22 protein-coding genes and 2 pseudogenes are annotated in these 26,935 nt (G+C 67.7%); 9 read left to right on the forward strand and 15 right to left on the reverse strand.

Translation table 11 applies throughout. The features are described 5' to 3' along the window. Nucleotides 1–25: 25 nt before the first annotated feature. From JM949_RS00300 to JM949_RS00340, 9 genes and pseudogenes are all read right to left on the reverse strand, one after another. Entirely contained in the window at nt 26–382 is a 357-nt protein-coding gene (locus JM949_RS00300; RefSeq protein WP_309231937.1) for a TadE/TadG family type IV pilus assembly protein, read from the reverse strand. 56 nt (nt 383–438) lie between these two features. Beyond that, on the reverse strand, nt 439–645 hold the full coding sequence (locus JM949_RS00305) for a hypothetical protein (protein WP_203146439.1): 207 nt from the start codon (nt 643–645) through the stop codon (nt 439–441). 57 nt (nt 646–702) lie between these two features. Then, nucleotides 703–1,572, reverse strand: coding sequence for a type II secretion system F family protein (locus JM949_RS00310; protein ID WP_203146440.1), 870 nt, complete (start codon nt 1,570–1,572; stop codon nt 703–705). After that, nucleotides 1,569–2,410 (reverse strand): annotated as a pseudogene (locus JM949_RS00315) (type II secretion system F family protein). The gene JM949_RS00310 and the pseudogene JM949_RS00315 overlap by 4 nt, the downstream one beginning before the upstream one ends. Before the next feature lie 2 nt (nt 2,411–2,412). Beyond that, nucleotides 2,413–3,722: pseudogene (locus JM949_RS00320) on the reverse strand (CpaF family protein). Then, nucleotides 3,719–4,459 carry a P-loop NTPase family protein gene (locus tag JM949_RS00325; RefSeq protein WP_203146488.1) on the reverse strand — a complete coding sequence of 247 codons (741 nt, stop codon included), beginning with the start codon at nt 4,457–4,459 and terminating at the stop codon, nt 3,719–3,721. The pseudogene JM949_RS00320 and the gene JM949_RS00325 overlap by 4 nt, the downstream one beginning before the upstream one ends. Nucleotides 4,460–4,479: 20 nt before the next feature. Then, nucleotides 4,480–5,160, reverse strand: coding sequence for an SAF domain-containing protein (locus JM949_RS00330; RefSeq protein ID WP_203146441.1), 681 nt, complete (start codon nt 5,158–5,160; stop codon nt 4,480–4,482). Beyond that, nucleotides 5,157–5,990, reverse strand: coding sequence for a hypothetical protein (locus JM949_RS00335; protein ID WP_238432324.1), 834 nt, complete (start codon nt 5,988–5,990; stop codon nt 5,157–5,159). Before JM949_RS00335 ends, JM949_RS00330 begins: the two co-directional genes overlap by 4 nt. 26 nt (nt 5,991–6,016) lie before the next feature. Then, nucleotides 6,017–6,385, reverse strand: a complete 369-nt coding sequence (locus JM949_RS00340) for a hypothetical protein (RefSeq protein ID WP_238432325.1) — start codon at nt 6,383–6,385, stop codon at nt 6,017–6,019. 623 nt (nt 6,386–7,008) lie between these two features. Between JM949_RS00340 and JM949_RS00345 the strand changes: the two genes are divergently transcribed. Then, on the forward strand, nt 7,009–7,710 hold the full coding sequence (locus JM949_RS00345; RefSeq protein ID WP_309231938.1) for a peptidase A24: 702 nt from the start codon (nt 7,009–7,011) through the stop codon (nt 7,708–7,710). 341 nt (nt 7,711–8,051) lie between these two features. Here the strand turns inward: JM949_RS00345 and JM949_RS00350 are convergent, their stop codons facing one another. Beyond that, the gene (locus JM949_RS00350) at nt 8,052–8,285 is read right to left on the reverse strand and encodes a hypothetical protein (RefSeq protein ID WP_203146443.1); all 234 of its coding nucleotides are present in this window, start codon (nt 8,283–8,285) and stop codon (nt 8,052–8,054) included. A gap of 169 nt (nt 8,286–8,454) precedes the next feature. After that, complete coding sequence (locus JM949_RS00355; protein WP_309231939.1) at nt 8,455–9,420, reverse strand: DUF5954 family protein; 966 nt, start codon at nt 9,418–9,420, stop codon at nt 8,455–8,457. Between the two features lie 353 nt (nt 9,421–9,773). Here JM949_RS00355 and JM949_RS00360 point away from each other — a divergent pair, with 353 nt between their 5' ends. Then, nucleotides 9,774–10,628: a hypothetical protein gene (locus JM949_RS00360; protein ID WP_203146444.1), complete on the forward strand. Its 855-nt coding sequence runs from the start codon at nt 9,774–9,776 to the stop codon at nt 10,626–10,628. A 735-nt stretch (nt 10,629–11,363) separates the two neighbouring features. On the opposite strand, the gene JM949_RS00365 is transcribed toward JM949_RS00360, so the two are convergent. Then, nucleotides 11,364–11,747 (reverse strand): histone-like nucleoid-structuring protein Lsr2, encoded by a 384-nt coding sequence (locus tag JM949_RS00365; protein WP_203146445.1) that lies wholly within the window; start codon nt 11,745–11,747, stop codon nt 11,364–11,366. Nucleotides 11,748–12,484: 737 nt separating this feature from the next. On the opposite strand from JM949_RS00365, the gene JM949_RS00370 reads away from it, so the two are divergent. Beyond that, nucleotides 12,485–13,945 carry a tyrosine-type recombinase/integrase gene (locus JM949_RS00370; RefSeq protein ID WP_203146446.1) on the forward strand — a complete coding sequence of 487 codons (1,461 nt, stop codon included), beginning with the start codon at nt 12,485–12,487 and terminating at the stop codon, nt 13,943–13,945. Between the two features lie 121 nt (nt 13,946–14,066). On the opposite strand, the gene JM949_RS00375 is transcribed toward JM949_RS00370, so the two are convergent. Beyond that, the gene (locus tag JM949_RS00375) at nt 14,067–14,312 is read right to left on the reverse strand and encodes a hypothetical protein (RefSeq protein ID WP_203146447.1); all 246 of its coding nucleotides are present in this window, start codon (nt 14,310–14,312) and stop codon (nt 14,067–14,069) included. A gap of 48 nt (nt 14,313–14,360) precedes the next feature. Between JM949_RS00375 and JM949_RS00380 the strand changes: the two genes are divergently transcribed. The 3 genes from JM949_RS00380 (at nt 14,361) to JM949_RS00390 (ending at nt 18,321) form a co-directional block, all read left to right on the forward strand. Beyond that, nucleotides 14,361–15,833: a hypothetical protein gene (locus JM949_RS00380; protein WP_203146448.1), complete on the forward strand. Its 1,473-nt coding sequence runs from the start codon at nt 14,361–14,363 to the stop codon at nt 15,831–15,833. Nucleotides 15,834–16,009: 176 nt separating this feature from the next. Then, nucleotides 16,010–17,908, forward strand: a complete 1,899-nt coding sequence (locus JM949_RS00385; RefSeq protein WP_309231940.1) for a hypothetical protein — start codon at nt 16,010–16,012, stop codon at nt 17,906–17,908. Beyond that, complete coding sequence (locus JM949_RS00390) at nt 17,905–18,321, forward strand: hypothetical protein (RefSeq protein WP_203146449.1); 417 nt, start codon at nt 17,905–17,907, stop codon at nt 18,319–18,321. Before JM949_RS00385 ends, JM949_RS00390 begins: the two co-directional genes overlap by 4 nt. A 112-nt stretch (nt 18,322–18,433) precedes the next feature. On the opposite strand, the gene JM949_RS00395 is transcribed toward JM949_RS00390, so the two are convergent. Further along, a complete protein-coding gene (locus tag JM949_RS00395; RefSeq protein ID WP_203146450.1) occupies nt 18,434–19,396 on the reverse strand; it encodes a phosphotransferase family protein in 963 nt (320 codons plus the stop codon). Between the two features lie 547 nt (nt 19,397–19,943). Between JM949_RS00395 and JM949_RS00400 the strand changes: the two genes are divergently transcribed. The 3 genes from JM949_RS00400 (at nt 19,944) to JM949_RS00410 (ending at nt 25,400) form a co-directional block, all read left to right on the forward strand. Next, nucleotides 19,944–23,399, forward strand: a complete 3,456-nt coding sequence (locus tag JM949_RS00400) for a hypothetical protein (protein ID WP_203146451.1) — start codon at nt 19,944–19,946, stop codon at nt 23,397–23,399. A 238-nt stretch (nt 23,400–23,637) separates the two neighbouring features. Beyond that, nucleotides 23,638–24,087, forward strand: a complete 450-nt coding sequence (locus JM949_RS00405) for a hypothetical protein (RefSeq protein WP_203146452.1) — start codon at nt 23,638–23,640, stop codon at nt 24,085–24,087. 281 nt (nt 24,088–24,368) lie between these two features. Then, complete coding sequence (locus JM949_RS00410; protein ID WP_238432326.1) at nt 24,369–25,400, forward strand: ATP-dependent DNA ligase; 1,032 nt, start codon at nt 24,369–24,371, stop codon at nt 25,398–25,400. Nucleotides 25,401–25,500: 100 nt separating this feature from the next. On the opposite strand, the gene JM949_RS00415 is transcribed toward JM949_RS00410, so the two are convergent. Further along, entirely contained in the window at nt 25,501–26,775 is a 1,275-nt protein-coding gene (locus JM949_RS00415; RefSeq protein WP_203146454.1) for a hypothetical protein, read from the reverse strand. Nucleotides 26,776–26,935: the final 160 nt, after the last annotated feature.

Genomic DNA, 26,935 nt, shown 5'->3' on the forward strand with positions numbered 1-26,935 from the left:
CTCCTTGACTGGGCTGGTTGCGGGGTTAGCCGATGTCGGGTCGGAACCGCTCGACGGGGGCGCTGACCCGGGTGCTGACCGCAAGGCGCAGCCACGGCACGACGGCGGGGGCGCGACCGGACACGGCGACGGTGGCGGATTCGGGGTTGCGCTGCACCGCGACGCGCGGTTCGGTGACCACGCGGCCGGCGACCTGGTTGAGCACGGCGGTAGCGTCGGCGTGCCCGGCGGTAGCGGTGCCGCCGGAAACTCGAGTGGTCTGCAGGGCGTGGTTGGCGGCGTGCTGGACGCCGAGCTGGGCCAAGGCCCACAGCGCCAGTTGCACGCCGATGAGCACGAGCAGGAACAGCAATGGGGCGTAGAGCACCACCTCGGTGCTCACCGATCCGCGGTCCCCAGCGCGCTGGCGCCGTCTGCGGCCTCTCGGTCGGTTAGTCGTCACAGGCTGATCCCGTTGATCTTGCCGAGGATCTTGGAGCGGAAGATGCCGTAGACGGTCAGGACGAGAGTGACCAGCAGAGCGATCCACATGACCTTCTCGGTGGTCTCGCTGCCCCTGTCGCCGCTCTCGCGCAGACGACGGACCCGGTCGGTGACGACGAGCTGTGCCAGAGTCACCAGGGCGAACAGTTTCCTCAGCCACATGAATCTGCCTCCTTGTGCGGGTCGAATCGGTGCCTGCGGTGCGGGCTGTTCTACGTGTCAGAAGGTGTCGATGGCGGTGACGGCCGGATAGAGGAGGAACAGCATGTAGGCGGCGGCGAGAAGCATGACCGGCATCGACATGCGTTCGGTGGCAGAGTTGGCTTGCGCTTCGAGGGCCGCCGCTTGGTGGGCGCGCAGGGTCGCGGCACGGATCGTCAGGGAGTCACGGATGCGGGCGCCTTCGGTGCCGGCCAGGCTCATCGTGGCGGCGAGTTCGTGCAGCTCGATCACGCCGGTGTCCTCGCCGAGTTGCCCGAGCGCCTGCCAGGGCGGCACGCGCAGCAGGTGGGCGGTGTCCACCGCGCGGCGTAGCCGTTGCGCGGCCCAGCCGTGGCTGTCGGCGCAGGCGTCGTCGAGGGCCTGTTCGAGGCCCGCACCGCCGGCGAGGGAGATGACGACGAGGTCGAGCACGGCGGACAGGGCGTAGCGCAGCTCGTCGCGGCGCCGGCTGGCCTCGGCGTGCGCGGTGCTCTCGGCCAGCCACCAGCCGCCGCACCCGCCGGCCAGAGACGCCCACAGTGGCATGCCGGAGGCGAAGCTGAACCCGCCGGCGGCGAGGACCGCCATCGCGGCCGGCGGCAGGACCAGCCCGGCGAGCACCGCGAGACTCTGGTCGGCCAGGTGCAGGGCGACGGGCCGCTCCAGTACGGCCAGGTCGGCGCGCATCCGCTGCCGGGGCAGGCCGAGCGCGCGCAGCGGAGCGGCCAGCAGGCGCGCACGTGCCGGCGTCGCCTCCTCGACTGCCACGGGTGCGCGGCGCAACCGGTCGAGGGCTTCGGCGAGGCCGGGCCGGGCCGGCACCAGACCGGAGCAGGCAAGGACCAGACCAAGCCCGGCGACAAGACCGCAGGCGAGCACGACGCTCATGAGGTCCGCCCCGGGTTGGCCAGCACCCTCGGGGGTTCGGTGACGCGGGAGGCGCGGGCCAGCCACCAGAAACCGCCGGCGAAGACCGCCCCGACGACGAGCAGGACCAGTTGTCCGGTGACGCTGCGGTAGGGGGCCAGGAACCCGCGGTTGAGCAGGATCAGCCCGGCGACCATCGCCACCGAGGTGCCGGTGATGACGCGCGCGGCCGTGCGGGTCGCGGCGCGCTTCGTGGCCACCCGCATCCGGATCCCGGCCAACTCGCGGGCGGTGACGGCGAGGCTAGTCAAGCACTGCGACAACTGCCCGCCGTGGTAACCGGCAGCCTGTGTCAGCGCCCGCACCACGAGGTCGGCCACCGGATCGGCGAGGTCTGCGGCGAACAGGCGCAGCGCGTCGGCAGCCGAGCCCCACCCCGAACAGCGGACGCCAGCGCCGTGACCTGAGCGCGGATCGGCTGCGGGGCGACCGGGGCGGTCACAGTGATGGCCTGCTCCAGCCCGGCGGCCGAGGACAGGGTGTCGCGCAGCAGCTCCGCCCAGGTGGCGACCGCCTCGATGCGGGCGACCGCGCGCGTGTGCTCGCGGTCGGGCCCCAGAACACGGGGCAGCGCCCACACCGCGGCGGCGGCCAGTAGCGCCGCCACCGGCCAGCGGGTCAACGCCGCCGCCGCCACCCCACCCGCAGCGGCGCTCAGCAGCCGGGTCCGGTCGGCTGACGTCCATCGCCGACGCGACCGGGCGCTCGGGGCACCGGGCGGACGGCGGCGCAGGCCGTCGGCAACGAGCACCAAGCCGAGGGCGCAGCCCAACCCGAGCAGGATCGGCGACAGGTCCACGCTCACCACCGCTGCCCAGCGGGAAGGCCAGGGTTAAAGCCGGCGGCGACGAGCTCATCAAGGGTGTCGGCGCGCAGCGGCGCAGCCGGCACGCCCGGCGGTCGGGACCGGGGCGGTAGATCTCGTTCGAAGGCACCTGAGTGCCATCGGTCTCCAAGACCTCCCGGACGGAGGACAGCACCCGGGTGCCGTCGGTGGCGACGTCCAGGTGCAGGACGAAATCGACGGCCTGACCGATCAGCATGTTCGCCGCGTCGAAGGTCAACTCTTCCGGCGCCTGCATCACATACAACGCGAGCCGCGCCAACGCCTGCTTACTCGACGAGGCGTGCAGGGTGCACATTGACCCGTCATTGCCCTGTGACATCGCCAAGAGCATGGGCACGGCCTCAGCGCCGCGAGACTCACCGACGATCACCCGATCCGGACGCATACGAAGCCCCCACCGGACCATCGTCGCCATGTCGATGCCGCCGACACCCTCCAGATTCGGTTCACGCTGCTGGTAGGCCACGGTGTTCGGATGCGCCTCACGGTCCTCGTCGAGGCCGAGCTCGAACGCGTCCTCGATGGTGACGATCCGCTCGCTCGGGCTGATCGCCCCGGCGGCGGCCCGCAGCAGAGTCGTTTTCCCGGCACCAGTACCGCCGCAGATCACCAAATTCTTGCGCGCTACCACCAAGGCCGTGATCATCTGCCGTAGTCCGGCGGTGAGTTCGCCGCGGCGCTCCAGGTCATCGAGGGTGACCCGGTGCAGCACATTGCGGCGGATCGACACGCTGGGCCGCTTCGACACGGCCATCACCGCGAAGAGCCGCTGCCCGCCCGGCAGGCGCAGCGACACCGAGGGGGAGCCGCGGTCGAAGCGCCGCTCTTCCTGCCCGCTGCGCGCCGCCGCGACGCGTACCTGGTCGATCAGCTCCTCGTCCGAGGCGGCGACTGGTGGCACCTGCACGGTCCGCCCCTCGACGGTGCGGACCCAGACGTTGTCGCAGCCGTTGGCGAAAATGTCCTCGACCGCCGGGTGGTCGATCAGCCGCTGCAGCCCGCCCAAACCGGTGAAGGCGTCGTGCAACGCCCGCGCCAGCGCGGCCTCGGCCTGCGCGCCCAATGGGGCACGCCCCGCGCTGATGGTTTCCCGGGCGTGGGCGGTGAGCTCCTCGGCGATATAACCGGCGATCAGCGCAAGCCGTTGCGCGTCGGGCAGCTGCGCGCCGTTGTCGGTGAGGCGATCGCTGATCCTGGCGCGTAGCCGCGCCACCAGCTCCGGCTCCACGTCGGCGGTGCTGCCGCCAGGCGCGGGGGCGCTCATCGGACGACCTCCAGCACCGTGCGGGCGTGCCGCGGCTGCGGCGACGTCGCGACGGTCGCGGCCAGTGACCGCAACGCCTGCGCCAGCCGGGTCCGTGTCCAGCCCGGCGCGTTCATCCGTCCTGCCAGCACGGCCGCGCCCCACCGGTCGCCGGGCAGGTGCGCCCCCACCGGCACCCCGAGCCGCTCGCTGATCTCCTGCGGCTCGTAGGCGCACTTGCCGACCACCGCGACGCGGACATCACCCGGCGAGGTGATCGTCCGCAGCGCCGTCAGCCGACTGTCGAGGTGGTCGAGGTGCTCGGTTGCCCCTGACGTGACCAGGACAAGCGCGTTCGCGCAGCCCAGCAGGGCGTGCGCCGGGCTGCCCGGGTACAACCGGCCCGCGTCGGCGACCACAGCCGGCGCCAAGCCCGCCAGGGCCTGGGGGTGACCGGCAAGGACCGATACCGCGCCCGCGGCGGTCTCGGCGGCGCCTGGGCCGACGAGCGCGTGCAACCCCAGCGGCAGGGACTGCATGAACGGCACCGGCCCACTGACCGGGGCGCCGTGGCGGGCTGCCGCCGCCAGCGCGGCCAGGCCGGGATCCTGCGCGAGACCGAACCGTGCGGCGAGTACCCCGCCGCAGGGGTCGGCTTCGACCAGCAGCGCCGGGCGGTTAGGCCACAACGCGGCCACGCCCAGGGCCGTCGTCGACACGCCCGCAGCGCCGGACACCGACGCGACCACCGTGAACATGTTGCGCACCGTCCCGTCTCTCATTGGCCCGGTCCCAGCTGAACCAGTGACACGTCCCCCGCCGACGAGGCAATCGCTTCTGCCTCATTGGCGGCCAGCAGCAGGGTCACCACGTGACCGCCGGCCTGATCCGCGTCTGCCGCCACCACCGTGGCGACCGCCCGGGGTGGCCCTGCTGCGGGTTGGCTGCCCGCCGGGGTCCCGGCCGCCGCGTCCGCGCCGGCCGCCGGTCCGACGAGGACCACGACCCGTGCCCCCGCGTCCAGGCCGGCAGGGGCTCGGCCCGCCTTGACTGGCACCGCGATAACCGCCTGCCCGGCTGCTGGCCACGCTGGCGGCCCCACCTGCTGGGACACCACCAGGCTGCCCGCGGCCAGGGGCACCGCAGCGGTGCGTCCCACCACCTCGTCGCGGCGATCCGCGGCGATCAGGGCCAGGCCCGACGGGTTCGCCACCCGCACCACCCGAAGGTCCGTCTCGCTGATCACCGCACCCGCGTTAACCGGCCGCGCCACTGCCAGGAACCGCTCCTCCGCGTGCCGACGCAGATCGACCTGCCAGAAGATGACCACCGTCGCCAGCACCAATAGCACCCCGGCTGCCACCCGCCGGCCACTGCGGTGCCCACCTCGCCGCGATCCTGCCGCCGCCTGGGCGGTGCTGCCGCCGGTGGTCTGTGGGCGCTCGGTCGCGACGCTCATCGGGCACCCTCGACGACGGTCTGCGACTGCGCGACCCGTACCGCCGCCGAAGCTGTCGTCGTCAGCGGTGTGAGGGTGCCGGCGCCGCCGGGACCCGACCAGGTCACCGACCACGTCACTGTCGCCCGCAGCGCAAACCTCTCATTGCGTGCGGCAGCCGACGACCGGGTGTAGGTGTGTCCGCAGGGCGAGGACGCCCGTGGATCCGTCCCGGGTGTGAACGGTTCGCCCGCGCCGGCGCAGGTCAGATCCGCGCTGCCGTCACCGAAGGACCACCGCACCGTTGTGGGTGTGGCCGTCGCGGTTACCGTCACCCCGGGCACCGAGGCCGTGGCTGAGCGGGCTTCCCAGGTCAGCGGGTCCACCCACAGCCACACCGGCACCCGGACCAGAAGGAACGGCGCCGTGCTGGGGTTCGTGCGGATCCCTGGCGCGGGCAGCTGCAGCCGCGAGCGTGCTGTCTGCGCCAGTGCGGCCAGATCCACCCCGGGTGCCTGGTCGAGCCACACCGGCGTTTCCTGCGACCCACGCCCGTTGGCCGCGCACGTCCGCGCGTACCAGCCACCGGTCGGGCCCTTGCCCGCAGGCGGCGGTCGGTTGCCCTCAACCGGCGCCCAGTAGCAGGCTCCATCCGAGTCCGCATTGTTCTTGTCTGACTCGCCGCTGCCGTTACCCGCTGCACCGCGCGACCCGCCCGAGCGGCCAGGAACACCGGCGGCAATCTCGCATTCCGGTGCCGAAGGGCTTTGGCTACAGCTGACATGGCCGATCCCGTCGTCGGCCAGAGCGGGTGGCATCGTCACGACGACGGCGGCGGCAGCGAAGAGCATCAGGAATCCGCCGCGAACTGACTGCCTCAGCATGTGCCCACCTCCTGCGCGCCGAAGCTGGATACCTTCCAGCCGTCGCCGTCGCGGACCACCGTTGCTCGCACGGCGCGGTTACCGCCCGGGATGTCGTTGGCCAGCTCGCCCGTGGACGCCGTGTAAGTGAGGAAGCGCGTGGTGTCCAAGCAGTCCTGCACGGAGATCGTCGCCGGTTGCGCCGAGGGTGACGCCGCGACGATTCGCGGCGTCGACCGGTATTCGCCCTTGAGGACCTCGCCAGCGGTGCGCAGCTTCGCCAATCCGGCCCTCAGTGTCGAGAGCGCCTGACCGGTGGCGTATCTCGTCAGCTCGGGATCGTCCGGGTCGCCGTCATGCCCGCCCGCGCGTACGCCGCCCACATCTGCCCGTAGGCGAGTAGTGCGGCATCGTTGGCGGATGCCGGCGACGGCCGAGCTGATGCCGGGGAGGTGACAGACGCCGTCGGAGCAGGATCCTCAGGCTCACTTGCGCCGCAGCCCCCAGTACTGACGCACACGGCGATGGCCAGGCCAGCCAATCTCGCGAACCCGAGGGCCGACGCTGAACTAGCGATGGTTCGCCGTCTTGCGTGGACTGTCATGGTTAACCGCGCCTCCAGAAGCTGCAGGAACTCACCCTCGGCCCTCAACGTCACGCCGGGAACGGGGCCTCACCTTCTCCCGACGTTCGCGGTGGGCTGGTCCAACCCCCGATGTGGACTCATCGGCTACTCGACCGGGCACCATCCGGTCGTCGGCAACTGTGGTTGACTAAATCCGAAACCACAGTTGTGTTGCGACTTTGCGAGCTAAGCACACAACCTTGAGAGGCGTCAACCACAGTTTGCCCTTTGCGCAAGTAGGGTTGACCAGCGCTAGCGTGGTCGGAGGCGGGGCCCCTCGCTGTTGAGCGCCGCGGAGAAAGGGCTGAAGGTCCGCTCCGAGTGCTGGGCGCGGCTCGGTGATCACCCGTGAGCGACGCGTGGCAGGAGGTGAGGTTTGGCGTGACGGATGGGGCTTTGTACTGGGCCGCTGCCCTGCTCGGCGCGCTGATGGGTGCCGCCCTGCCGGACGTGTGCGTCCGGCTCGTGACGCACCTGGGCGGGTGCCACAACGGCGAGGCACCGATGGCGACGCAGGCGAGTGCCCCGTGCCGCTACCTCTGGCGGGCCGCACGCGCCTGTCTGAGCGGTCTCGGACTGGCCGCCATCTCCGCGGGCCTCACCTGGCGTATAAGCGCCGGCCTGGGAGGGCTGTGGATGGTCGGGGTGTGGCTCGTCATGCTCTATGCCGGCACACTGCTAGCCAGCGTCGATCTAGCACTGCGGCGGCTGCCCACACCTGTCATCGGGGTGGCCGCGCTCGCCGTGGCCGGATTGCTCACCGGCCACGCCGTCGCCATCGGCGAGGCGCAGAAGGTGATCAGCGCGACGCTGGCAGCCGCAGCGGTTGGTAGCGCCTTCCTGCTCCTGGCCGTCGTCGGCGGCAGCGGGTTGGGGCTCGGCGACGTCCGGCTGGCCGCGTTGCTCGGCGCGGCGCTGGGACCCTTCGGTTGGCGCGCGGTGTTCGTGGGAGCGGTGTTGCCCTACGCGCTCGCCGCTCCCGAGGCGCTGACCCGCCTCGCGCTGCGCGGCGATCCTGACATCGCCTTCGGCCCGTATTTGCTCGCCGGCGCCCTCGCCTCGGTCGCGGTCCTCGGCCCGTGACCGCGTTGCGCATTGGTCGTCAGGTAGGCCTCGGGCGCGCCCATCGCGGGACGACCGGCCGCAGATCGCGCTGGTGTGGAGTGTCTTCGAGGAACGCGTCGACCCGGCATTGGTGGTCGTCAGGCCAGGTCGGTTGTCGCAGCAGATCATCGCCGAGATAGAGGGCACCAGGGTTGAGCAGACCGACAAGCTGGTCGAGGTGAGTGTGAACTGCCGGACATCTGCACCACGCCAGCGTCGAGACGTTCTTCGTCCACGCCGACGTCATGCCGCTGACGACCCGGTGGCCGAGAAAGCACTGCTCACCCTTGACCCTTGGCCATCCCCGCTGAACCGCCCGATCAATCGGGCGTCACGTGTTCCCGCCACGACCCGGGCGAGTGTGCACGCAGCAGGCGGTCCACGATCTCTTGGGCTTCGGCTTGTGTCTCGAATTCCCAACGCAGCACCTTGCCTGTCTCGCTGTCTCCGGTCCGGGCGACGACCTTCCAGCGTGTCTGGCGGATCAGCCAAACATCACGGCGCGCGAGGCGACCCCATAATCCGTTCCACCACCTCCGCGCTACTTCCTCCACAACCTGATCGTACGCATGTTCGAACGTGGTCAGGTGGGCGGCGCTGCGATTCCCGTCCAGCGATCACAGGCCCTCATGCGCTCTGCCTCCTCAGGAAGCGCACCGCTCACCAGCCCGGCAGGCGGGCACGGGTCGCTGGGCTGCCGGGTAGTGGGTCTGGAAGTTCGCTCTACTCGGGCAGCCGGGCGCCCTGGTCCTCCGACGGAGTGTCGGGCTCGTGGTCCGACGGGCGCGGCCGTTCAGGGCCGCCGGGTGAGAAGCGTAAAAACGCCTCGATGCGAGCGACCCGGAAGCGGCGCCCCAGCACTGCGGTTTCATTCGTGCGGCTGGCGTCGAGATCGTCGGCAGCTCGCCGGTACGTCGCGGTGTCGTCTTCGCTGAGCTGGGCGATCCGCGGCTCGATGTAGCGGAAGGCGAACGCGATTTCCTCACGTGCCTCCTGTGGGGTTGCCACCGGTCGGCTGAAGGGTCGCCACACTCCGTTCGCCCACTCCGCCGCGGCGTAACGGGTTGGCAGCAGAACCCCGTTCGGGTGTGAACGCGTGGCCTCGACGCTGTCGTCGTAGACGGCGGCCGGCACCTGGCCGCGAGGGTAATGCGCGCTGAGCAGTTCCACCTTCAGCAGGGCCTCTCCGACGTCGGTCGGCTCGCTCGGGTCGACGAGTACTGACTCGTCGTGCAAGCTCACGTCAGCGGTGACCTGACGTGGATCGAGGTCTGTGGGCCGCGGCGGCTCCGGCCCCTCGTCGCCGAATCGGGCGAACGTGTCCGCCCGAACGATCCGGTGCCTCCGGCCGTCGGCGACGATCTCGTCGACCCTCTCCCGGCCCAACAACCCGATCACGGTGGTCAGCTCGGCGGCCAGCACCGGATTACTGGTCTCGACGAGTCGCTCGCGAAAGCTATGCGCCATCTCATCGCGAGCAGCCTGCGGGCTGAATTCGGTCAAGCCGTGCACCTGCCACTGCCCGTCGCCGAGATCGACGGCGTGTCCGAACAGCGGTGCTCCGATCCGCATGAGCGGGTACGCCACCGCGCTGAGGACGGCATCTTGCTCGGTTACCGCCCCGACTGGATCATCGCGCCGTTGAACCCGGATCACGGCCGCTAGGGGCATCTCACCGTCACTGCTCACCCAAGCAGTGTGTGACGAGCGCAAGCCTGGAGGCGGAAGACACGCGCGACGCACCTCTCACGCGATCGGCCGGCGATCTGCACACTCGACATCCGTCGATCGGCTCATCGAGTCACGACAGCCTCCGCGCGCGGCTTCGAAGCCCTTAACTGCCTGTCCGAGCATGGCAGGCAGTAGAGCGGATCGACTTGATCAACACGGGTCGTCGAGCGTCACTGGACGTCGGCCGCCGCCCACAGCGGACCCGACGGCGGCGATCCTCCCGCCGGCCGCGGGCGCCGTCCGTTGGCCGGCGCATGGCCAATCGCGCCGGCCCAGATCCGTCAATCCGCCTGAATGCATAGGAGGCATTCTTGAGTTTCCACCGCGATTTCACCCCGGCCGACGACGGCCCAGTGGTGCCCGACGTGCTCAAGAGCATGCTCCAGTACGCCAGCAGCGGCTTCGCCCGGCAGTACATCCAGGCGTTCCATGCCCGCGCCAACGACCCCACCTCTGAAGACGCGGCCCGGGTTGCCGCCGTCACCGCAGTGCTCGACCGGCTCGCACACGAGCCATGGCGTAGCGGACAGCCGTACGCTCTCGCACCCGAACTGACGGCGACGCTCGCCACTGCCGCACGGGCTCTGGACCTCACTGGCCGCGTCGTCGACTCCGACAGCGCACCCAGCGACGCCGGTGTCCTCGTCCTACCCGAGCCGATCTACCAGCGCGACGCACTCGGCCACGTCACCTCGATCGGCGCGATCGCCTGGGCGCCGTACCGCGTCACTGAAACCGGCCGCACCGGCTGGTGGGTCACCGGCTGGGCAAACCGTGACGCCCTCAACGACCCAGCTGCGGTGCGTCGGCGAGAACAACTCGCCGACGCTCCCACCATCGTCGCCCAACTCGGCCCCTACATCCTCAGCTCGCTTGCCGACCTTCCCGCCGACACACCCCTGATCGCCCTGGCCGAAGCACCGAGCCAGGCCGACCATGCCCAGGAGTCAGCGCCCCCCGGCTACCACTGCCTCGACGATCCGACAATGCGGCAACGCGCCATCACGGTCCTGTTGTACGCGTACTGGAACCTGCAGGGCCAACCCGCTACGAACCCGCTCCGCCAGGATTCCGATCCGACCCAGCACCTGAACGCGCATCAGGCGGGCCTGCCCAACAACAGCCCCACCGCAAGGCGCCCCGCCGAACCGGTGGTCTCCCTCTAGCCGACTCCAACCCATGCTCGCAGGCGTTCCTCAACCCTGCAGCACGCGCATAGAAGGCAAGCAGTTATGCACAAAACTCCTGCCGCGCGGCTGCCCTTTGCCTGGCGTCGCTCCGATCCCGAACCTGACAGGAGGATCACGAGGGTCATCGGTGGCCCCTCCTGGTGGCAACAGTGGATCCGAGTGCGACCCAAGCTCAAGCATGCGCCCGAATATTGCTGGTCCAACACCGACCGGCTCCGCCCGTGGTCAATGCTCAGGGGATGGCCGATGTTCAACGCCGAGCGACTCAGCTATGGCCGTAGGTTGCAGCGACACCGACGTGGGCGCTACTGGTCAAAGCGCCGCCGCTGATCCAGACCGTGAGCGTGGCGTATGACGGGCGCTGAGCGCGGTGGCATGTCGTGTCCTGCACGAAGTCTCCCTACGGCCCACCACAGCGAAGCCGTAGTGATGCAATCTCTTCCGTGGTGCTTCTAACGCAGCTGGGGCAAAGGGGCCCGGGGACGTGTGAAACTTGCATCGAATTGCCGAGCTGCCTGCGGCAAGGCGATTTCAGTCAGGGTCAGCCCTGTTAGCAGCGACTGGCCTAGTGCAACACGTCCCCGGCTCGCCAACCACGCGACCGGACTCGAATATCAGAGCGACTCGCGACGTCCAGTTAGCCGCAACGGCAGGAACGCTGCTAGTCGGTGTGGTGGTGGCTCGAACAACGTGGTTCGCACGTGCGGCAGCTCAACGACCCGCCTGTGCGTGGAACTCTATGACGATCTCCTGGGGAATCCGTCCTCGGTCAGAGATGTTCTTGCCGGCCCGCTTGGCCCACGCCCGAATTGCCTTGTTCTGCTCCGGGGAGCTGGCCGCGCTGACCCGCACTCCGGTGACCCGTCCGTCACCAGCTCCTGCAGGGCCGCGTGCCCGTCCGCCACCAACGACACCGCCCCGGCCGACCCTGCTCCCGTTCGAGGTGTACAGCCCGAAGACCTCGCGCAATTTCCCGGCGTTAGCGCTCGACAGGTCAATCTCGTAATGAACCCCATCGAGGGCGAACCTGACGGTCTCGTCAGCGTCCCCGCCGTCCAGGTCATCGAGCAGCTTGTGAATGATCTGCTTGGCCACGTCAATACTCCTTTGAACCGAGTCGGCGGGTAACTAAGAGAACAGTAACCCGAAAACTGCTCCCTCCGAAAGTAAGACCAGGTTGCTGTCCCCTTGCGGGGACCTCGCAGTGGTACGGCAGAGGCGACTATTGCGAGTCGCGTAATCCGATCGTCATCGGTAGGTGCCCGGCAAATCGCTTTCAGTCATGGTCGGCGACCGACGGATGCCGTTGTCGTCCCGCGTCGCTTGCGGCCCAGGGCGGCCGGAGCAGTCCGTCACCTTCTGTAGGCGGGCTATGTCGGATATGTAATTCATAGAATTTTCGCGACCGCCGTCAGATTCGCCGTTGATCAGGGCAGCGGAGAGTCGTCTGGTCCTCGTGACTCGCCAGGTGGCGTCTCAGCCCCTTCGGCACCCTTGTGCATGTCATTGCTCGGCTGGGGCGGTGCGCGCCGTCTGGCCGTCCTCTCAGGGTCAGCGAATTCGGTGTTCTGGCAGCTCAGGGACGTTCTGCTGCGGTTAGCGTCGAGGGTTCCGACCGTGAGGGGGACCGTCGTGCTGAGCTGGCCCGTGGACCCGGTTCGCGCGGTCGCGGCCCGGTCAGTGCCCGCGCCGCGCAGCGGGTCCCTGTATGAGATGAAGTGGGACGGTTCTCCAGAGACACCTACGTGTCTCAGCTGAGGATCGACGCGTATCTCTCTAGCCCTGGCTCCGTTGAGTGATTGGCATGGTCGTCGATCGTTCGCGGGGTTTCCATGCACTTGTTCTTCACCGATGTGCAGAAGGTGCGCAAGGTCGGCGAGATCCCCGGCCTGGACGCGGTGGAGTTGTCTGGCCTGTTGGCGGGATGGGCTCCGGCGGTGGGTACGCCGATCGTGTTGTCGGAGTCGATGACGCCGGTGGAGCCGCTGTGTAGCTGGTTCCGGGAGCTGGGTTTGGATCGTCGCAGCGTCAAGACGATGCGGGCCTATGCCTACACCGTGGTGATGTTGCTCCGGTTTCTGCTGGCCCGTGGTGCGAATCTGGCGTCGGCCACAGAGGCCGATCTGCAGGAGTTTCGTCGGTGGCGCCTTGACGATGCCGAGCAGACGATCGGGGAAGCGGCGTGGGACCGTGACGCTGCGGCGATCGGTTGCCTGTATGACTTCATGGTCCGGCAGGGCATCGTCGAGCGTCGGCCGTGGCGCTCTGCCGGGCGTGGTCGGCGGTCGTTGTCGAACGGGGTCGGTCGTGATCTTCGGGTCCGGCACATGGAGCTTGAGCAGTATTTGTTCCTGCGCGATGTCGGGTTTGGCGGGCTTGCCCCAGGTGCAGGTTTGGACGAGGGGTTCCGGGGCTGGCGGCCGCATCGCAATCGTGCGGCCTGTGAGCTGGCCCTTCTGACCGGGATGCGGATCCAGGAGTGGTCCACCGTGCTGCTGCCGGAGCTGGGGCTGCTCGATGGCGGCCGGCCGCGGGCGGTGGAGCTTGAGCTGGGCGCGTGCGCGAAGTTCGGGCATCCGCGGACTGTCTACGTCCCCGCCGACGCGGTCGACGTTCTCGATCCGTATTTGCTGCTGGAACGACCGGAGATTGTCGAGAAGGCGCAGCCGACGCTGCGGCGCCGGCACCGCGACTTGTTCGTCGTCTCGCGGTTGGAGGCCGATGGCGCCAAGGTCCGCGGGGTGCTGGACGGCGGAATGGTCAACAGGTCGATCCGGGAGATGGATCCGCGGCTGCGCCGCATCGCGGTGCGCGAGACCGGCGACGGCCTGGACCCGCTGGCGCTGTTCGTCGGGACCGGCGGGCGGATGCTCACGGCCTCGGGCTGGGACCGGGTGCGCTGGGCGGCGTGGAACCGTATGAAGGCTCACGCGGACGAGGAGTCGGCGGGGCTGGTGCCGCGCCGCTGCTGGGTCTTTCACGATCTGCGGCACACGTTCGCCCTGCGGCTGCTGATCTATCTGACCGAGGTGGCCCTGGACGAGTACCGGCGACGGCGGGTGCCGATGTCGACGTTGCTGGATCACATGAGCGGCAACCCGTTGCTGCAGGTGCAGCGGCGGCTCGGTCACGCCAGCCCGGCCACAACCTACCGCTACATCCGCTACCTGAAGGACCCGATGCGTGATGTCCACGAGGCGTTCTGCAGCTGGACCGCGGCTGGCGGCGCGACCTACGCCGAGATCGCCCGGCAGCTGATGACAACGAGGGACGGCCATGCCACGCAGGGGTGAACACACGACCGGATTCCCCACCGAACGCCGGGTGGAGCCGGGCGTCGATCGGATCGGGGTGCGGCAGGTGACGGTGCCGGCCAGCGGCACGTCGGGGTTGCGGTCGGCGACAGTGGCGGTGTCATTCAATCCGGCGGCGTTCCGATGCGCGCGGCTGGCCGGCGAGCTCGCCGATGAGTGGGTGGAGCTGGCGCAGGCCGCGCGGCTGCGCGAGGGCGCAGCCCGCGCCTATCTGACGGCGATCAAGGCGCTGCTCACCTATGTCGACGCTGAGGTCCCCGGCGCCGGCTCGGCGTCCCTGGCCCGCGACGACCCGGAGCTGCGTCAGGCGGTCACCGGATGGGTCCGCGTCCTGCCGTCGCAGCATCGGGCAGGATCGCGGACGCCGGGTTGGAACGCCGGGCGGGTTCGGGCGTTGATCGCCCGGCGCGCCGAGCACCCGGACCGGCCGGTGGCCGGGCATTGGAGCGGCTGGATCGACGGCGCTCTCGGGGTTCGCCGCGGCTCGAGCAGCGAGCTGGACGAGTTCAGCCGCGCCGACAAAAAGACGCTGATCAGAGTCGCGTCAGCGGCTCGCCGGGCGACGGAAGCCCGGATCCGGGCCGGGCGTGAGCTGGCTGCCACCGGCACCGATCCGGCCCGCGGCGGGTGGCTTGCGGCGGAGAATCTGTTGTGGGTGATCTGGGCTGATGCCTACCCGTGCGAGCAGATCCCGGCTCGGCTGCCGAGCGCACCGAAGCTGCCAGAAGTGCTGCATCGGCTCGCGCCCGACGGGGCCTGGCACAGCACCCGCGGCCTGATGCGCTTCCTAATCGCTCAGCTGTTCCTGACCGCGATGGACCTGCACGCCTACCGGATCCTGTTGATGGCGGCGACCGGGCGCGCCCCGGAGGAGATCACCGGACTGACCGAAGACGACCTCGAGTTCGGCCCACGCGGCGTCACGATCACCTTCAGCAAAGCCCGCGCCCACGTCCGAGCGCGTCAAGCTTTCTCCTCCGATCTTGCCCCGGCGGGGCAGCTGCATCCGCCGGGCCTGCGGCTGGACGCTGCGGAGATCATCCGGGCGTTGCTGGAGCTGAGCCGGCCGCTCGCCGACCGGATGGGGATCTCGCCGGTTCCGCTGTTCTTGCGGGCGTCACTTCCTGGCTCGGCGGTGGTGGCCGGGCTGCTGACGAGGTCGAAGGGTCTCGATTTCGCCCATTGGCTGCGCCTGCAGGGGATAACGGTGTCCGGGCCGGCCGACATCCGCCGGCTGCGCAAGTCCACCAAGGTGGAGAAGGCGATCGCGTTCGGTGGGCGCATCAGTGATATCGCCGACGATCACTCGGAGCAGACCTTCCGCAGCCACTACGCGCACGGCACGACCCTGCGGGTGATCGCCGGGGACGTGATCACCACCGCGCAGCGGCGCTGGCTGGACACGGCGCTGGCCGGCCCGACGGTGCTGGACGAGCAGGCGACCCGGTCGCTGGACGATCCTGGCTCGGCGTCGGCGCTGGGACTGCAACCGGCCGACATCGAGGCGCTTCGGACCGGGCAGCTCAATATGGGCGTTACCGACTGCTCGGACCCGTTCGCCTCCCCGTTCGGCCGTCCCGGGCAACTCTGCCCGGTGGCGCCGCTGCGCTGCCTGGAATGCCGCAACGCGTTCGTGCTGCCGTCGAACCTGCCGCAGCTGCTGCTGTTCGCCGAGCACCTCGACCAGCTCGCCCTGCGACTGACACCCAGCCATTTCCACGCGCTGTGGGGACAGAGTCGCGCGAACTTGCTGGAGGTGCTGCGATCCCGCACCGACACCGAGCTGCGCGACGCGCGGCGGCAGATTGCCGAGGACGGCATCGTCCTTCAACTGCCCTTGGCGAGCAGGGTGGAGTTCGACGCATGACCAGCCCCGCCTCGCCGCTCGCCGGCCGGTCCGCGTTCTACCGCGACGACGAACTGGTGATCCAGTCGCACCCTCTGCTGGCCGGCGCGGCCGTCCCTCGCTTCGGTGACACCGTCGGCTGGGACCTCAACGACGTGGTTCACAAAGCTCCCCATCACCCCCGCTCAGCGCTCCGGGTGCTGCTGCACGACCTGCCCGGGCGCTGGAACCTGCTGGCGCGGGAACTGGCGATGCTCTGGCTCAACCCCGGCCATCCCGCGGTGCTGGCCGCCGGCGTTCATCTGCGCACTGATCCGCTGTCGGCGATGACCGTCACCCAGCGCGTCGCCCAGCTGCGTCCGCTGGCCGCGTTCGGTGCCGAGCGTCGGCTGCCGGCCGATCTTTGCGAATGGAACGACGACGACCTCAAGGCCTACGTCGTCATCAGGCAGCAGACCTGCGAGCCGGGCACCATCTGCAATGTTGTTCACGTCATCAAGGCCCTACACCGGCTACGCGCCGCATTGACCGGTGGTGGCCTGGCCGACGACCCCTGGCCCGGCCGCTCACCCAACGCGGTGGCGAATCAGCCGATCGTCGCGCCGCTGCGGACCCCGGCGATCCCGCCGCAGACCTGGTTCCCGCTGATCCGCAACTGCTCGACCTACATCAACGTGTTCGCCGCCGACATCGCGCGCGCCAGCGCCTACTGCGACGACCTGCAGACGCGGCTGGTCACCGACATCGGCGGCGACCAGCGCTTGAACGTCTGGCTCGCCGATCCCGCGACGACCGTGCCGATGCGCCGCGCCAGGCCTGGTGAAGGCGGCGGCAGTGTTGCCCACCTCAGCGTGATTGCCCGCATCATCGGTGTCGGGCCGACATTCTTCCGACCCGGCAAGCCGCATGGCCAGAGCCGCAGGGACGCCCTCGCCGGGCTGATCGCCGACGGCCGCTGCCATCCCGGCCTGCTGCCGGATCTGGCCATGGTGACCCGGCCGGACGGCAGCCGCGGGCCCTGGCACGACAGCTTGGGTCCTCGGCAGATCGCGATTGAACGGGTCATGCTGCGCAACGCGTGTTTTGTGTTCACCGCGGCCCTGTCGATGATGCGCGAGTCGGAACTGCGCATGATCACCAAGGATGCGGTCGTCGACTACTACGGCTGCCCTGCGGTCAGGTCCGTCCGGCAGAAACTCGACCCGGACCTACCCGTCAAGCACTGGTGGATCACCGAGCCGGTCGCCCACGCGATCGCGCTGGCCGGCCAGCTGTCGCGCCACGGCGAGCTCACCTTCGCCTCCGTGACCGGCGCCCGGGCGGGCGAAGGGTTCGCCAGCATCGCCGCCATCGTCGACTTCATCAACCACATCAACCGATGGCGGCATTTCAGCGGCCTCGAGGAAATCCCGGACGGCAAAGTCACCCCGCACATGTTCCGGCGCACCATGGCCATGCTCACCCGCGATTTCCCCGGCTCCGAGATCGCCGTCGGGATGCAGCTCAAACACGTCGCCACCCGGGCACTGGCGAATCGGGTCACCGGCAGCTACATGGACACCGACCCGTCCTGGGCCCAGCACCTCGACACCGCCATCAGCGACCGGCGCTTCGACCGACTCACCGAGCTGTTCAACGCCGACACCAGCGGCCAGCCTATCGGCTACGGCCCCGGCGCCGATCGCCTGCGTGAGGCGTTCTCCACGGTCCGCGCGCAGGCCGAACAGCTACGCGCCACCGGGCAAGCCCGCCGCGGCGACATCCGCGTCGAGCACGACCTTCTACGCCGCACCCGCATCTCGATCCGCTTCGGCAAACTCAACCACTGCACCATGAACGACGACGACCCGGCTGGCGCGAAATGCCTCGAAGACGCGATCACCCCGGCCGGGCACCGCGGGCCACTGCTGGACCGCTGCCAGCCCGCACGGTGCGCCAACAGCATCATCGCCACCGAACACATCCCGATCTGGACCGCCGAACGATCTTCGCTGCACCGGCTGCTGGACTCCGGCACCCTCGCGGCCAACCATCGGCGCCGCATAGAGTCCGAGCTGACCGAGGTCGACCACGTCCTCACGCTCACCGGCCGATGAGCGGATCCGTTTCCCCCGCCACCCGGCAGCGGCTGCTCGACGCAATGCAGCGCCTGCTCGCCGGCGCACCGAACCACACCGACGGGCGGCTGACCAAGAACAACCTCTGCCGCGAGGCGCAGGTCAGCCGCGCCACCATGAACCGCGCGAGAGACATCTTGGCCGAGTGGGACACCCGGGTCAGCGACAGTCCAGCCGCAGTCACGGCCAGAAAATGCGACGACGAGCTGGACCGCCTACGCCGCGACCTGACGGCCAGCCGAACTCGATTCCGCGAGTTGCAGGACCAGCTCGACGCTGCGGCGACCGTCATCGCCGCCCTCGCCGCGGAGAACGCCGCGATGCGTCGGCAGGCCGCCGACTCCGCGATCCGCTCCGTCATCCCGCTGCAAGGCTTCAGGTCCTTGAGGTGAGCCCGTTACGCCCAGGTCGCCCACCGATCATGACATGCCGCTGCCGAACCTCGATTCTCCGCTTGGTTAAGCGGTGACGATGAGGTCCAGGCCGCGCCCGGGCCGCCTTGGCTCAGCCCAGCGCGTCCATCAGGGCGCTGACATAGGCATCCAGCCGCTCCTCCACGGCTCGCGTCGTCAGCTCCGTCCTCCCCGCCTCCCGCCATGGCTGCGCCACCACCTGCACCTCCTCTGAGCACGCCAGCGCGTCCCGCACCTGCCAGTACAGCCGCTCGCTCGCGGCCGCGGCCAGCACCCCGCCGGCCTCCTCATACGCCTGAGCGAACCGCAGACCCCACGCCGGGCCGTGCAGCAGCGCGAGATTGGTGCAGCAGTGCGCCACATCGAGATCCGCCGGGCCCCAAGAGGTCGCTGCCCAGTCGACGACGCCGGTGATCCGAGCACCTGCCGCCCTTCGGGGAGGCAGGTCGAATAACACGTTGCCCGGTTGAAAGTCCCGGTGCAGGAATCGTCCTTCATAGGCCGGCGCGGGCCTGCGGATCACGTCGATCGCCGCGGCCCACGCCGCCGCGTCGGCGCCCTTCGGAGTCACGACGGTCTCGGCGGTCGTCAACGCCACATACTCTCGGGGCCGCTCGGCGGGCCGCACCGCGTGGATCGCCACGAGTTGACGGGCCAGCAGAGGAACGCGCGTCTCCAATCCCTCGTCATCGAGGACCGTCCGGCCGGCCAGGTGTGTCATCAGTAGCGATGGATACTCGCAATGCACGGCGGTCGGATCGACCGCGACCAGCTCAGGAGCCGGCACGCCGGTCCCCATGAGCAGGGACAGGGCGTCGGCCTCCCGGTGCAGCCAGTCCTCGGCGTGTCCCACATAGAAAGGGTCTACGAAGCTCCGTAGCACCAGCTCACGGGTGCTTCCGTCCCGCATGCTGATGGTCAGCCTCCGCATTTCGGCAGTGATGCCACCGTGCAGCGCCTCGGTCCTGACAATCCGTTCGCCGACCTCCAGGTGCCGACTCACCCAAGCCAGCGTTAACGGCAGGACAGCCGCCGCCTCATCGTGGTTGATCACCCTGCCACCTCATCATCCGGAGGGCGGCACGTGCGAAGTTTTTACGCGGAAGAGCTCCGACAGTCGCTGCACAGCAGGATCATTCACCAGCAGCACCGAGTATCCCGGCAGGACCTGAACGACTCCAATCACCGCGAACCCGCCTCCAGCCCTGGAGCACTGTCGGATCTCACCGCCGGCGCCATGCTCGTCCTGCTCCAACTCGCCACCGCCAATGAAGGCCTCGCCACCGGCTTCTACAGCCCCGCGCGACCCGACGATCTCCGCGCTCGCCACCTGTCCGCGTACGCCTCGAACTGCAGAGCCGCGTACGCCATGAAGTACACAGCAGCCATTGACGTCGGTACGTCCGCGAGGGCAGGCCGCGAGCATTCGTCGACTACGCTAAGTCACCGCAAGCGGGGACGGCGGTGCCCGGATCTGCCGATGAGCGCGCATTCGATCATGCCGAGAAAAGTGCGCAGCAGCCGACGAGGGGGCCGGCTCTGGTCTGGCAGAATGCTGCCAGCAGCCAACAGGTGATCACGGACCGGGTGAAGGGTCGCGCGTGGGGATTTCGGTCAGGACACGAAAGCTCTTGTGGGGACGTGCCCACAATCGATGCGCCTTTCCGCAGTGTCGGCAGGAACTAACGACCGACCAGATCGACGCCCACACCGGGGAGACTTTTGCGACCGTCGTTGGCGAGGAGGCGCACATCCGGTCGTCACGTTCCGACGGCCCTCGACATAAGCCTGACTTCGCGAACGTCGACGAGTACGAGAACCTGATCTTGCTGTGCCCTGTCCACCACACGATGGTCGACGCCGACGGCGGCCGTGGGTACGATGTCGAAACTCTCGTAAAAATGCGCCGGGCGCATGAGCGCCAGGAGCAGCGTACCGAGCACATCGAGCGAACTGTTCGAGCATACGTCGGCGACCAGTACGCAGCCGACGACAGGGTTCTCTTCGAACAAGCTGAGCTGCGCGGCCCAAGCGTCGACGCGATGTTCGTTGACGTTCCGTTCGGATGCCGCCTCGACGCTGCACCGGCTGAACTGATGGCACGCATCGCAGCCAGTCATCCAGGGGACATCACGCCCATCGAGGGCTACGTCGTCACAGGTGCAGCCCAAGCACTTCTCCATCCAGAGTGGACGGGCAACGCTCTCCTGGTAGGTGGTCCCGGAGCGGGCAAGTCCACCCTCCTGCAGTACATCTGCCAGTTCCACCGTGCACGGATACTTGGCCGTGACACTTACACGGGCGGCGACCAGCAGCTTAAGCCAGTCACTGAACATATCAGAACACCGATTCGCATCGATCTGAGGCGCTATGTGGATTGGGCCTCATCCCGGCTGAATCCACGCGCGGCCGAGGAAGCGAGAGCGCGGCGGCAAAGTGCCTCACAGCGCGAACTCCCCAGTCTCGAAGAATACATCGCTCATCATATTAAGCAACATAGCGGTGGCCAAGGTTTCAGCCTTGAAGACCTCGGCGTGTTGGTGGCCACACAGCCTGTGCTTCTGGCTTTTGACGGCCTCGATGAAGTGGCCAACCTGAAAGACCGAGCCCTGGTAAGTGAGGCGATTGTCGGCACTCATGACCGGCTGAGCACATTCGCTTATAATCTTGTCATCGTATCGGCAACTCGTCCAGGAGCGACGACAGCCAGCCTGTGGTCGTCGCAGAGTTTTCCGATTTTCTACCTACAGCGCCTCACCTACGGCCTCCGGTTGCAGTATCTGCAGAAATGGAGCTCGGTTGCGCGCTTAACGCATGAATCGGCCGAAAAGCTTCAACGAGTTTTCCTCGACAACCAGCATGTGCCACACATCCGGGAACTCGCCTCTTATCCCATGCAGATGGCCATCCTGCTCCATCTGCTGCATCGACGTCAACTCCTGCCACAACAGCGTACCGAGTTGTACCGCGAATATCTCAAGACTTTCCTCGACCGCGAGCAGACCGAAGAAAAAGAACCGCTACTCTCGGAAGAGCGCAAAGTTATCGAAGATATCCATGCTTTTCTCGGCTGGCATCTTCAATCGCAAGCCGAGGAAGGGATTGGGGCAGGCTCGATCAGCCGGCGGCAAATACAGGAGCTCGTTCACGACCGCCTGGAGGGTCGTGAAGGTGGACAAGAGCTCGCGAAGGCCCTTTTCTCGGCTATCTCGTCGCGTGTGCTATGTCTCGTCGAGCGAGAGACCAATCAGTTTGAATTTGAGGTTCAGTCTCTGCGCGAATACTTCGCGGCTCTGTACATTTTTGACAACGCCCCACCCAGAGGTCGAGGAAATTCACGTGACGACTGCCTCAATGCCCTTCTTGAGCGGCCATACTGGTCGAACGTATGCCGGTTCTTCGTTGGCATGTTCTCAGGCGTGGAAGTCCGTGGCATCCGGCATAATCTGCGCGGATTGAGCACGAAGCAATTATTGCGAGTACATCCGCTACTCCGCTCCACGGCGACGCTTCTTCTTGATGACCGAACCTTTCAGGGGCAGCCAGATGAGCCAATCCAGGAGATCGTAGACTTCGTCTTGGACGGCCCAGGCGTGGTCCTGGCCGAGGACGGCCTTCTCGAAGCCTCCGGCACTCCGCTCGCGCTCAGTGGTGGGGCCGGACGTAAGCAAGCGGTCCGACACCTTCAACAAAGACTGTGTGAGGACAATCCGGCACCTCTGCGTATGCTTCTCGCGGAGAGCCTTTATCGCCACGCGCAACCGGATGACGGCATTGCCACGTGGTGGTGGAACCTGTTCACGCCATCGCAGTCATGGCTTGAGACTGCGGCGACGCTAACCGTGCTCGGCGGATTGAACGCGCAACAGACGGCTAAACTCGTCGAAGTCCTGCCACGCTTGAATCTCTCGACAGGCTGGATCAGCGAACTGCTGGTCAAGGGCGGTTATGACGGGCTGGCCGAGAGCGTCCTCAGAGCCTGCGTGGCTGACATCAACGACGGCGCGGCGGAGCTAGTAAGGCCGCCCGAGCCAACGAATCCCCTAGGTCTGCTACTCGAATGTGCGATTGCCTGCAGCGATCAGGGACCTCACGAATCGACGCAGAAGACATCTGGCTCAAAAGGCCTGCGGACCAGCGCTCGCCGACGCCGCAGGGGCTCCACCAGCACGAATTCCATCACGCTCATCGAGGAGCTACGCCAGAGCCCAGGATCCATCGAAAACTACCGTGGCTGGTACCATCGTCTCGCCAAAATTGCCAATTTCTGGGGCGATGGTTGGGTTCTTCGACAAGCAGTAGGGGCCGTCCCGCCCGGTGTTGACTTATCCGCGATCGCAACGGACGAGCGCACCGAACACCTTTTGGCCAGTATCGTCGAGACTGAGGGCCAAGCCCGCGCGCGCAAGAGCGACGTCGTTTGGTGGAGAAACCGTCTGCACACAGCAAAGACGAACATCGACCTCCATTACAGTATATTTTCTTTACTGACGGTCGCGCGCTCTAATGTGCTAATCGAACTTGTTGGCGAGCTCAACACGGCGGCCAATCAACTTGAGCCAAAGTATCTGAGATTGCTTGAGAAGGCGCTGAAGACGTCCGGTAGGCGGCTCGGTGGATCAGCACTGGTCATTCAGGACCAACTTAGACGTAATCTCGTCAACTACTCTCCGCGTTCACTCTGGCTACTTCGGCCGATGGTGACTCACAGCAGTGTCGAGCAGATAGACAAGAAGCTCGTCGCAAAGTACAGCGAGTTACTAGAAACCGGTGCTGGCGACATGCGGTCGTTGCTCCGGATAGTAGGCCCCGAAAAGACGGTGAAGATCGATGCTCTTCGCGGCACGAGGACGATAGTCCCCACAGGGGGATGGGCCAGTGATGTCAAGCTCGGCGCTATCGCAGCGCCCAAGGCAGCGGAAATTTTGCGCTCTCCCTATGATTGGCCGCCGGACGTTGTGCAGCGCGCGGTCGAGTATTTCGCGGAAAAAATGGCGTCCGTCGAGCCAATCTCCTCACTAGCCGAACGCAATAACTGGTTCCAGGATATTGCATAAGATCAGTAGGTCGACCCAAATCGCCACCTGAAGATGCGGCTCCGTCAGAGAGGCTACCGGAACCTGTCTCGATGGTCTTTGCGGTCAAGCCCACGCGCACAACTGCCGCCATCCGCGCCTGATCAGTGAGAGTTCACCGTAACGCCGAGTTGCTCCGCGTGGTTGCAGACCTTGTCCCATCAGTTGCTCGGGCATCGGCTCGCTCTCACGGTTGAGCCGGGCCTCTATCGTGAGAAGCGTGTTCGATGACTTCGGCAATCTCGGCGACGGCGTTGGTGGTTTCGCGACGACAGTGCTTGCGGTGTTCGCTTTCATGGGCGGTAAGTCCGCACTCAGTGACTGGCGGGATCGCCAGCAGGCCGAAAAGCGGCGGGCCGATGAGCAGGCCCTCCAGATCCGTCTGGACCGGGAGCGCCATCACTACGGCTGGAGGAAGGGAATGCACGCGGTGTACGGCGTGTCCAACGTGACCGATCCCGAGGAGATGGCTCGGGCAGTCGAGGGACTGACCAGCGGCGGACCGTGTGAGTACGCCATCATCCGAGTCGAGCAGTCCGTCAACCGGGCCAACAGCCTACGTCAGTGGATCAACAACGACGGGCACCTTGCATGTCCGCCGACTGACGCCGAGTACGAGGTGCTCGCGGCCACACGTCTACGGGCCCGGAATGAGTCTGCCAGCGGGTGACGCGCCAACATGATCAGCCGCACGCTCATGCCGCGATTCGGGCGACGGCCCGCGTCCACCGGTTACTCATCGTGAGTGGCGGAGGTAGGTCGCCAGGGCCGCCGCCGTCGCGGCGTATGGAGCGCTTAGCGTCTCGGACCTCTGCACATTGGCGTAGCCGCATCTGCACTGGAACCCGTACGCCGACACCATCGTCGCCAGCCCACCCACCGACACGGCACTCACCGGCATCATGACGCTCGGCCACGCTGCCGAAGACCCAGCAGTGGCCAACGCCCACCTTGCTAAACGGCGGCGACCCACCGATCTGGTCACCTGGATGCGCTAGGCAAAACCCACCCCGTGTCTCACGAGACATCCCCAGTCTGGAGAAGGACGGGTTCCGGGCGGTGGTCTGGCGCGCTGCCGGTGGCGTTCGGATTCAGTCACGTCAAGGTGTTGATCTCACCCGGTTCTTCCCCGATCTGGTGTCCCCGCTGGCGGATGCGTTGCCGGCTAGGACGGTGCTGGACGGGGAGCTGCTGGTCTGGGACACCCGGCGTGGCCGGTCCAGTTTTTCGCTGCTGCAGCGTCGGCTGACGGCCGGCCACCGGCTGCCGGAGATCGTCCGGAAGCACCCGGCTCATCTCGTCGCGTTTGACCTGCTCCGCGACGGGCGTGGCGTCGAATTACTTGCTCAGCCGCTGGCGACGCGCCGGACGAAACTGGAGCAGCTGCTGCGCGGCGCGCCTGCGCAAATCGCCGTCTGCCCGCAGACCCAGGACCGGGAAGTTGCGCTGGGGTGGCTGGGCGAGCTCGGCGTCGCCGGAGTGGAGGGCCTCGTGATTAAGCCCGCCGCCAGTTTGTATCGCCCTGCCGCTGGGTTGTGGGTGAAGGTCCGCGCTCGTGACACCGCGGAATTCGTCATCGGTGGGGTGACCGGTGCCCTCGATCGGCCGGTGACGTTGCTGCTCGGCCGCTTCGACGAGCGCGGGACTTTCCGTTTCGTCGGCCAGACGCACCCGGTAAAGACCGAGGATCGTCAGGATGTGGCCCGCGCGCTGCGCGGCCTGCCGTTCCGCGGGCCCGACGCCGGCCACCCGTGGCCGTGTCCGCTGCCGGCCGCGTGGACCGGCAACTTCGCCGAGCGGCAGCCGGTGGCGTTCATCCCGGTAGAGCCGACCCTGGTCGCCGAGGTGGAAGTCGACACTGCGCTCGACGGCCCGTTCGGTCGAGTTCGGCACCGTGGCCGCCTGGTCCGAGTCCGGCTTGATCTTCATCCGCAGGACGTCACCATCACCCGGCGTTCTCCAGCGGGGTGCCGCCGAAGATGATGGTCGGGATGGAACTGCAACCGCGTCGGAGGGCCCGCCGATCGCGCGCCCAACCCGCGAGCAGTCCTGTCGGCTCGCGCGTGCGTGACCGCATAGCCGCCTACAACTCGCCCAGGATGCGAGTGCGTTGCTCGGCGTACTCGCCATCGCTGATCAACCCCTGCTGATACACGGCGGCGACCTGGCGGAGCCGATCGGCGATCGGGCTGGACGGTGCAGTTGTCGGGTCGGGGTATGGATGCGCGACACGGTTGTCGGGATCCAACCCGACAACGTGCTCGACGATCGGCGCCGTACCTGGAGAGCTCGTGGGGTCGACGGTGCCGGCAATGCTCCAGAAGTGTTCGTCGACTGCAGTGGCGCTGCTGGCGACGCCGATGAGATAGCGCATGGTGTCCGGATCGCAGCCCAGCACACTGGTCAATCGGGTGCCGTGGGCGGCGGTGGGGACGAGGCGCCCAGCGAGGATGTCCATCGTCACCGTGGTCGCGATGTCCGCCCTGCTGGCGAGTTCGGTGGGGGAGATGCCGGTGAGCTCGGCGTAGACACACAGATAGCGGGCCAGCGCCCGGCGCACCGGTGAGGCCTGCGTGTCGATCGTGGCGACGAGGAGCCCGAAGCGGACCCGGCGGCTGGTGGCGGGCAGTTCCGGCAGGTCGATGACCGGCGTCGAGCGCAGGCCGGGCGCGGCCACCAGTTCGAGCGCGACGCACTGGCGCGCGTACTCCTCTCGGATCGTTGCGACCTCCGCGGCGATGGAGCGAACCCGTAGCAGCTCCTCCCGAGTCTGGTGGAACTGCACTTCGAGTTGGTTGGCCTGGCGGACCGCCTGGTTGCGGGCGTTCTCTGAGGTCCGCAGGTTGGTCACATGGCGCTCTGCTTCCGCCTTGAGGCGTTCCTGCAGGCGGGCGACCTGGCGTTGCAGGACCGGAATCGCGGGCTGGCTTTCCGGGACGTTGCGTTGGCCGGGTTTACCCGGCGGGCGGCTGACCGGACCGTTATAGCCGTCAGGGAGCTGGCCGCGGGCGCACTGGTACCAGCCTGCGGCGAGGGCCCGGATGCCGGCGGTGTCGCAGCTGTCGGGTAGGCAGGCGATGATCAGTTCCGTCATCTCCCAGGTCGGGCCGAGGCGGTAGCGGCTGAGTTGCTCAGACAGCTTCTGCCGGTTGAGGCCGGGGTAGTGCAGCCCTCTGTTGCGGGCGTGTTCGAGGATCTTCGCCTGCCCGCCGACACCCAGGTAGTCGTCGATGAGCCCGCGCACGTAAAGGGTGTACTCGGCGGCGTCGGGGTTGGCGCACCGCTTGCGGATGGTGACTTCGTCGACGGCGTACGGGCGGGTGTTGCGGCGCGGCGCAGGGTGCTGGCCGGTGCTCATGCGGTCGTCCTTGGTGCACGAGGGTGGCCCGACAGCGGTCGATGTTGTCGGGAGTTGGTCCGGACCCTTTCCCGACATTAGGGACGTCGAGGAAGGTTATCCGCGCCGATCGGTGCTGACTGGCTGGTCGGTCAGGGTGCTCCGCGCAGCTTGGTTGTCC

It is taken from the genome of Micromonospora tarensis (genome assembly GCF_016803395.1).
Taxonomy (GTDB): Bacteria; Actinomycetota; Actinomycetes; order Mycobacteriales; family Micromonosporaceae; genus Micromonospora; species Micromonospora tarensis.

Coding starts and splice junctions, on each gene's coding strand:
- JM949_RS00370 (WP_203146446.1), top strand. CDS start 12,485: ATGCACTTGTTCTTCACCGATGTGCAGAAGGTGCGCAAGGTCGGCGAG.
- JM949_RS00390 (WP_203146449.1), top strand. CDS start 17,905: ATGAGCGGATCCGTTTCCCCCGCCACCCGGCAGCGGCTGCTCGACGCA.
- JM949_RS00325 (WP_203146488.1), bottom strand. CDS start 4,459: ATGTTCACGGTGGTCGCGTCGGTGTCCGGCGCTGCGGGCGTGTCGACG.
- JM949_RS00330 (WP_203146441.1), bottom strand. CDS start 5,160: ATGAGCGTCGCGACCGAGCGCCCACAGACCACCGGCGGCAGCACCGCC.
- JM949_RS00305 (WP_203146439.1), bottom strand. CDS start 645: ATGTGGCTGAGGAAACTGTTCGCCCTGGTGACTCTGGCACAGCTCGTC.
- JM949_RS00310 (WP_203146440.1), bottom strand. CDS start 1,572: ATGAGCGTCGTGCTCGCCTGCGGTCTTGTCGCCGGGCTTGGTCTGGTC.
- JM949_RS00375 (WP_203146447.1), bottom strand. CDS start 14,312: ATGCTGCGACGGCAGGACGCGGACCCATCCGGTGACCGCCTGACGCAG.
- JM949_RS00415 (WP_203146454.1), bottom strand. CDS start 26,775: ATGAGCACCGGCCAGCACCCTGCGCCGCGCCGCAACACCCGCCCGTAC.
- JM949_RS00335 (WP_238432324.1), bottom strand. CDS start 5,990: ATGCTCTTCGCTGCCGCCGCCGTCGTCGTGACGATGCCACCCGCTCTG.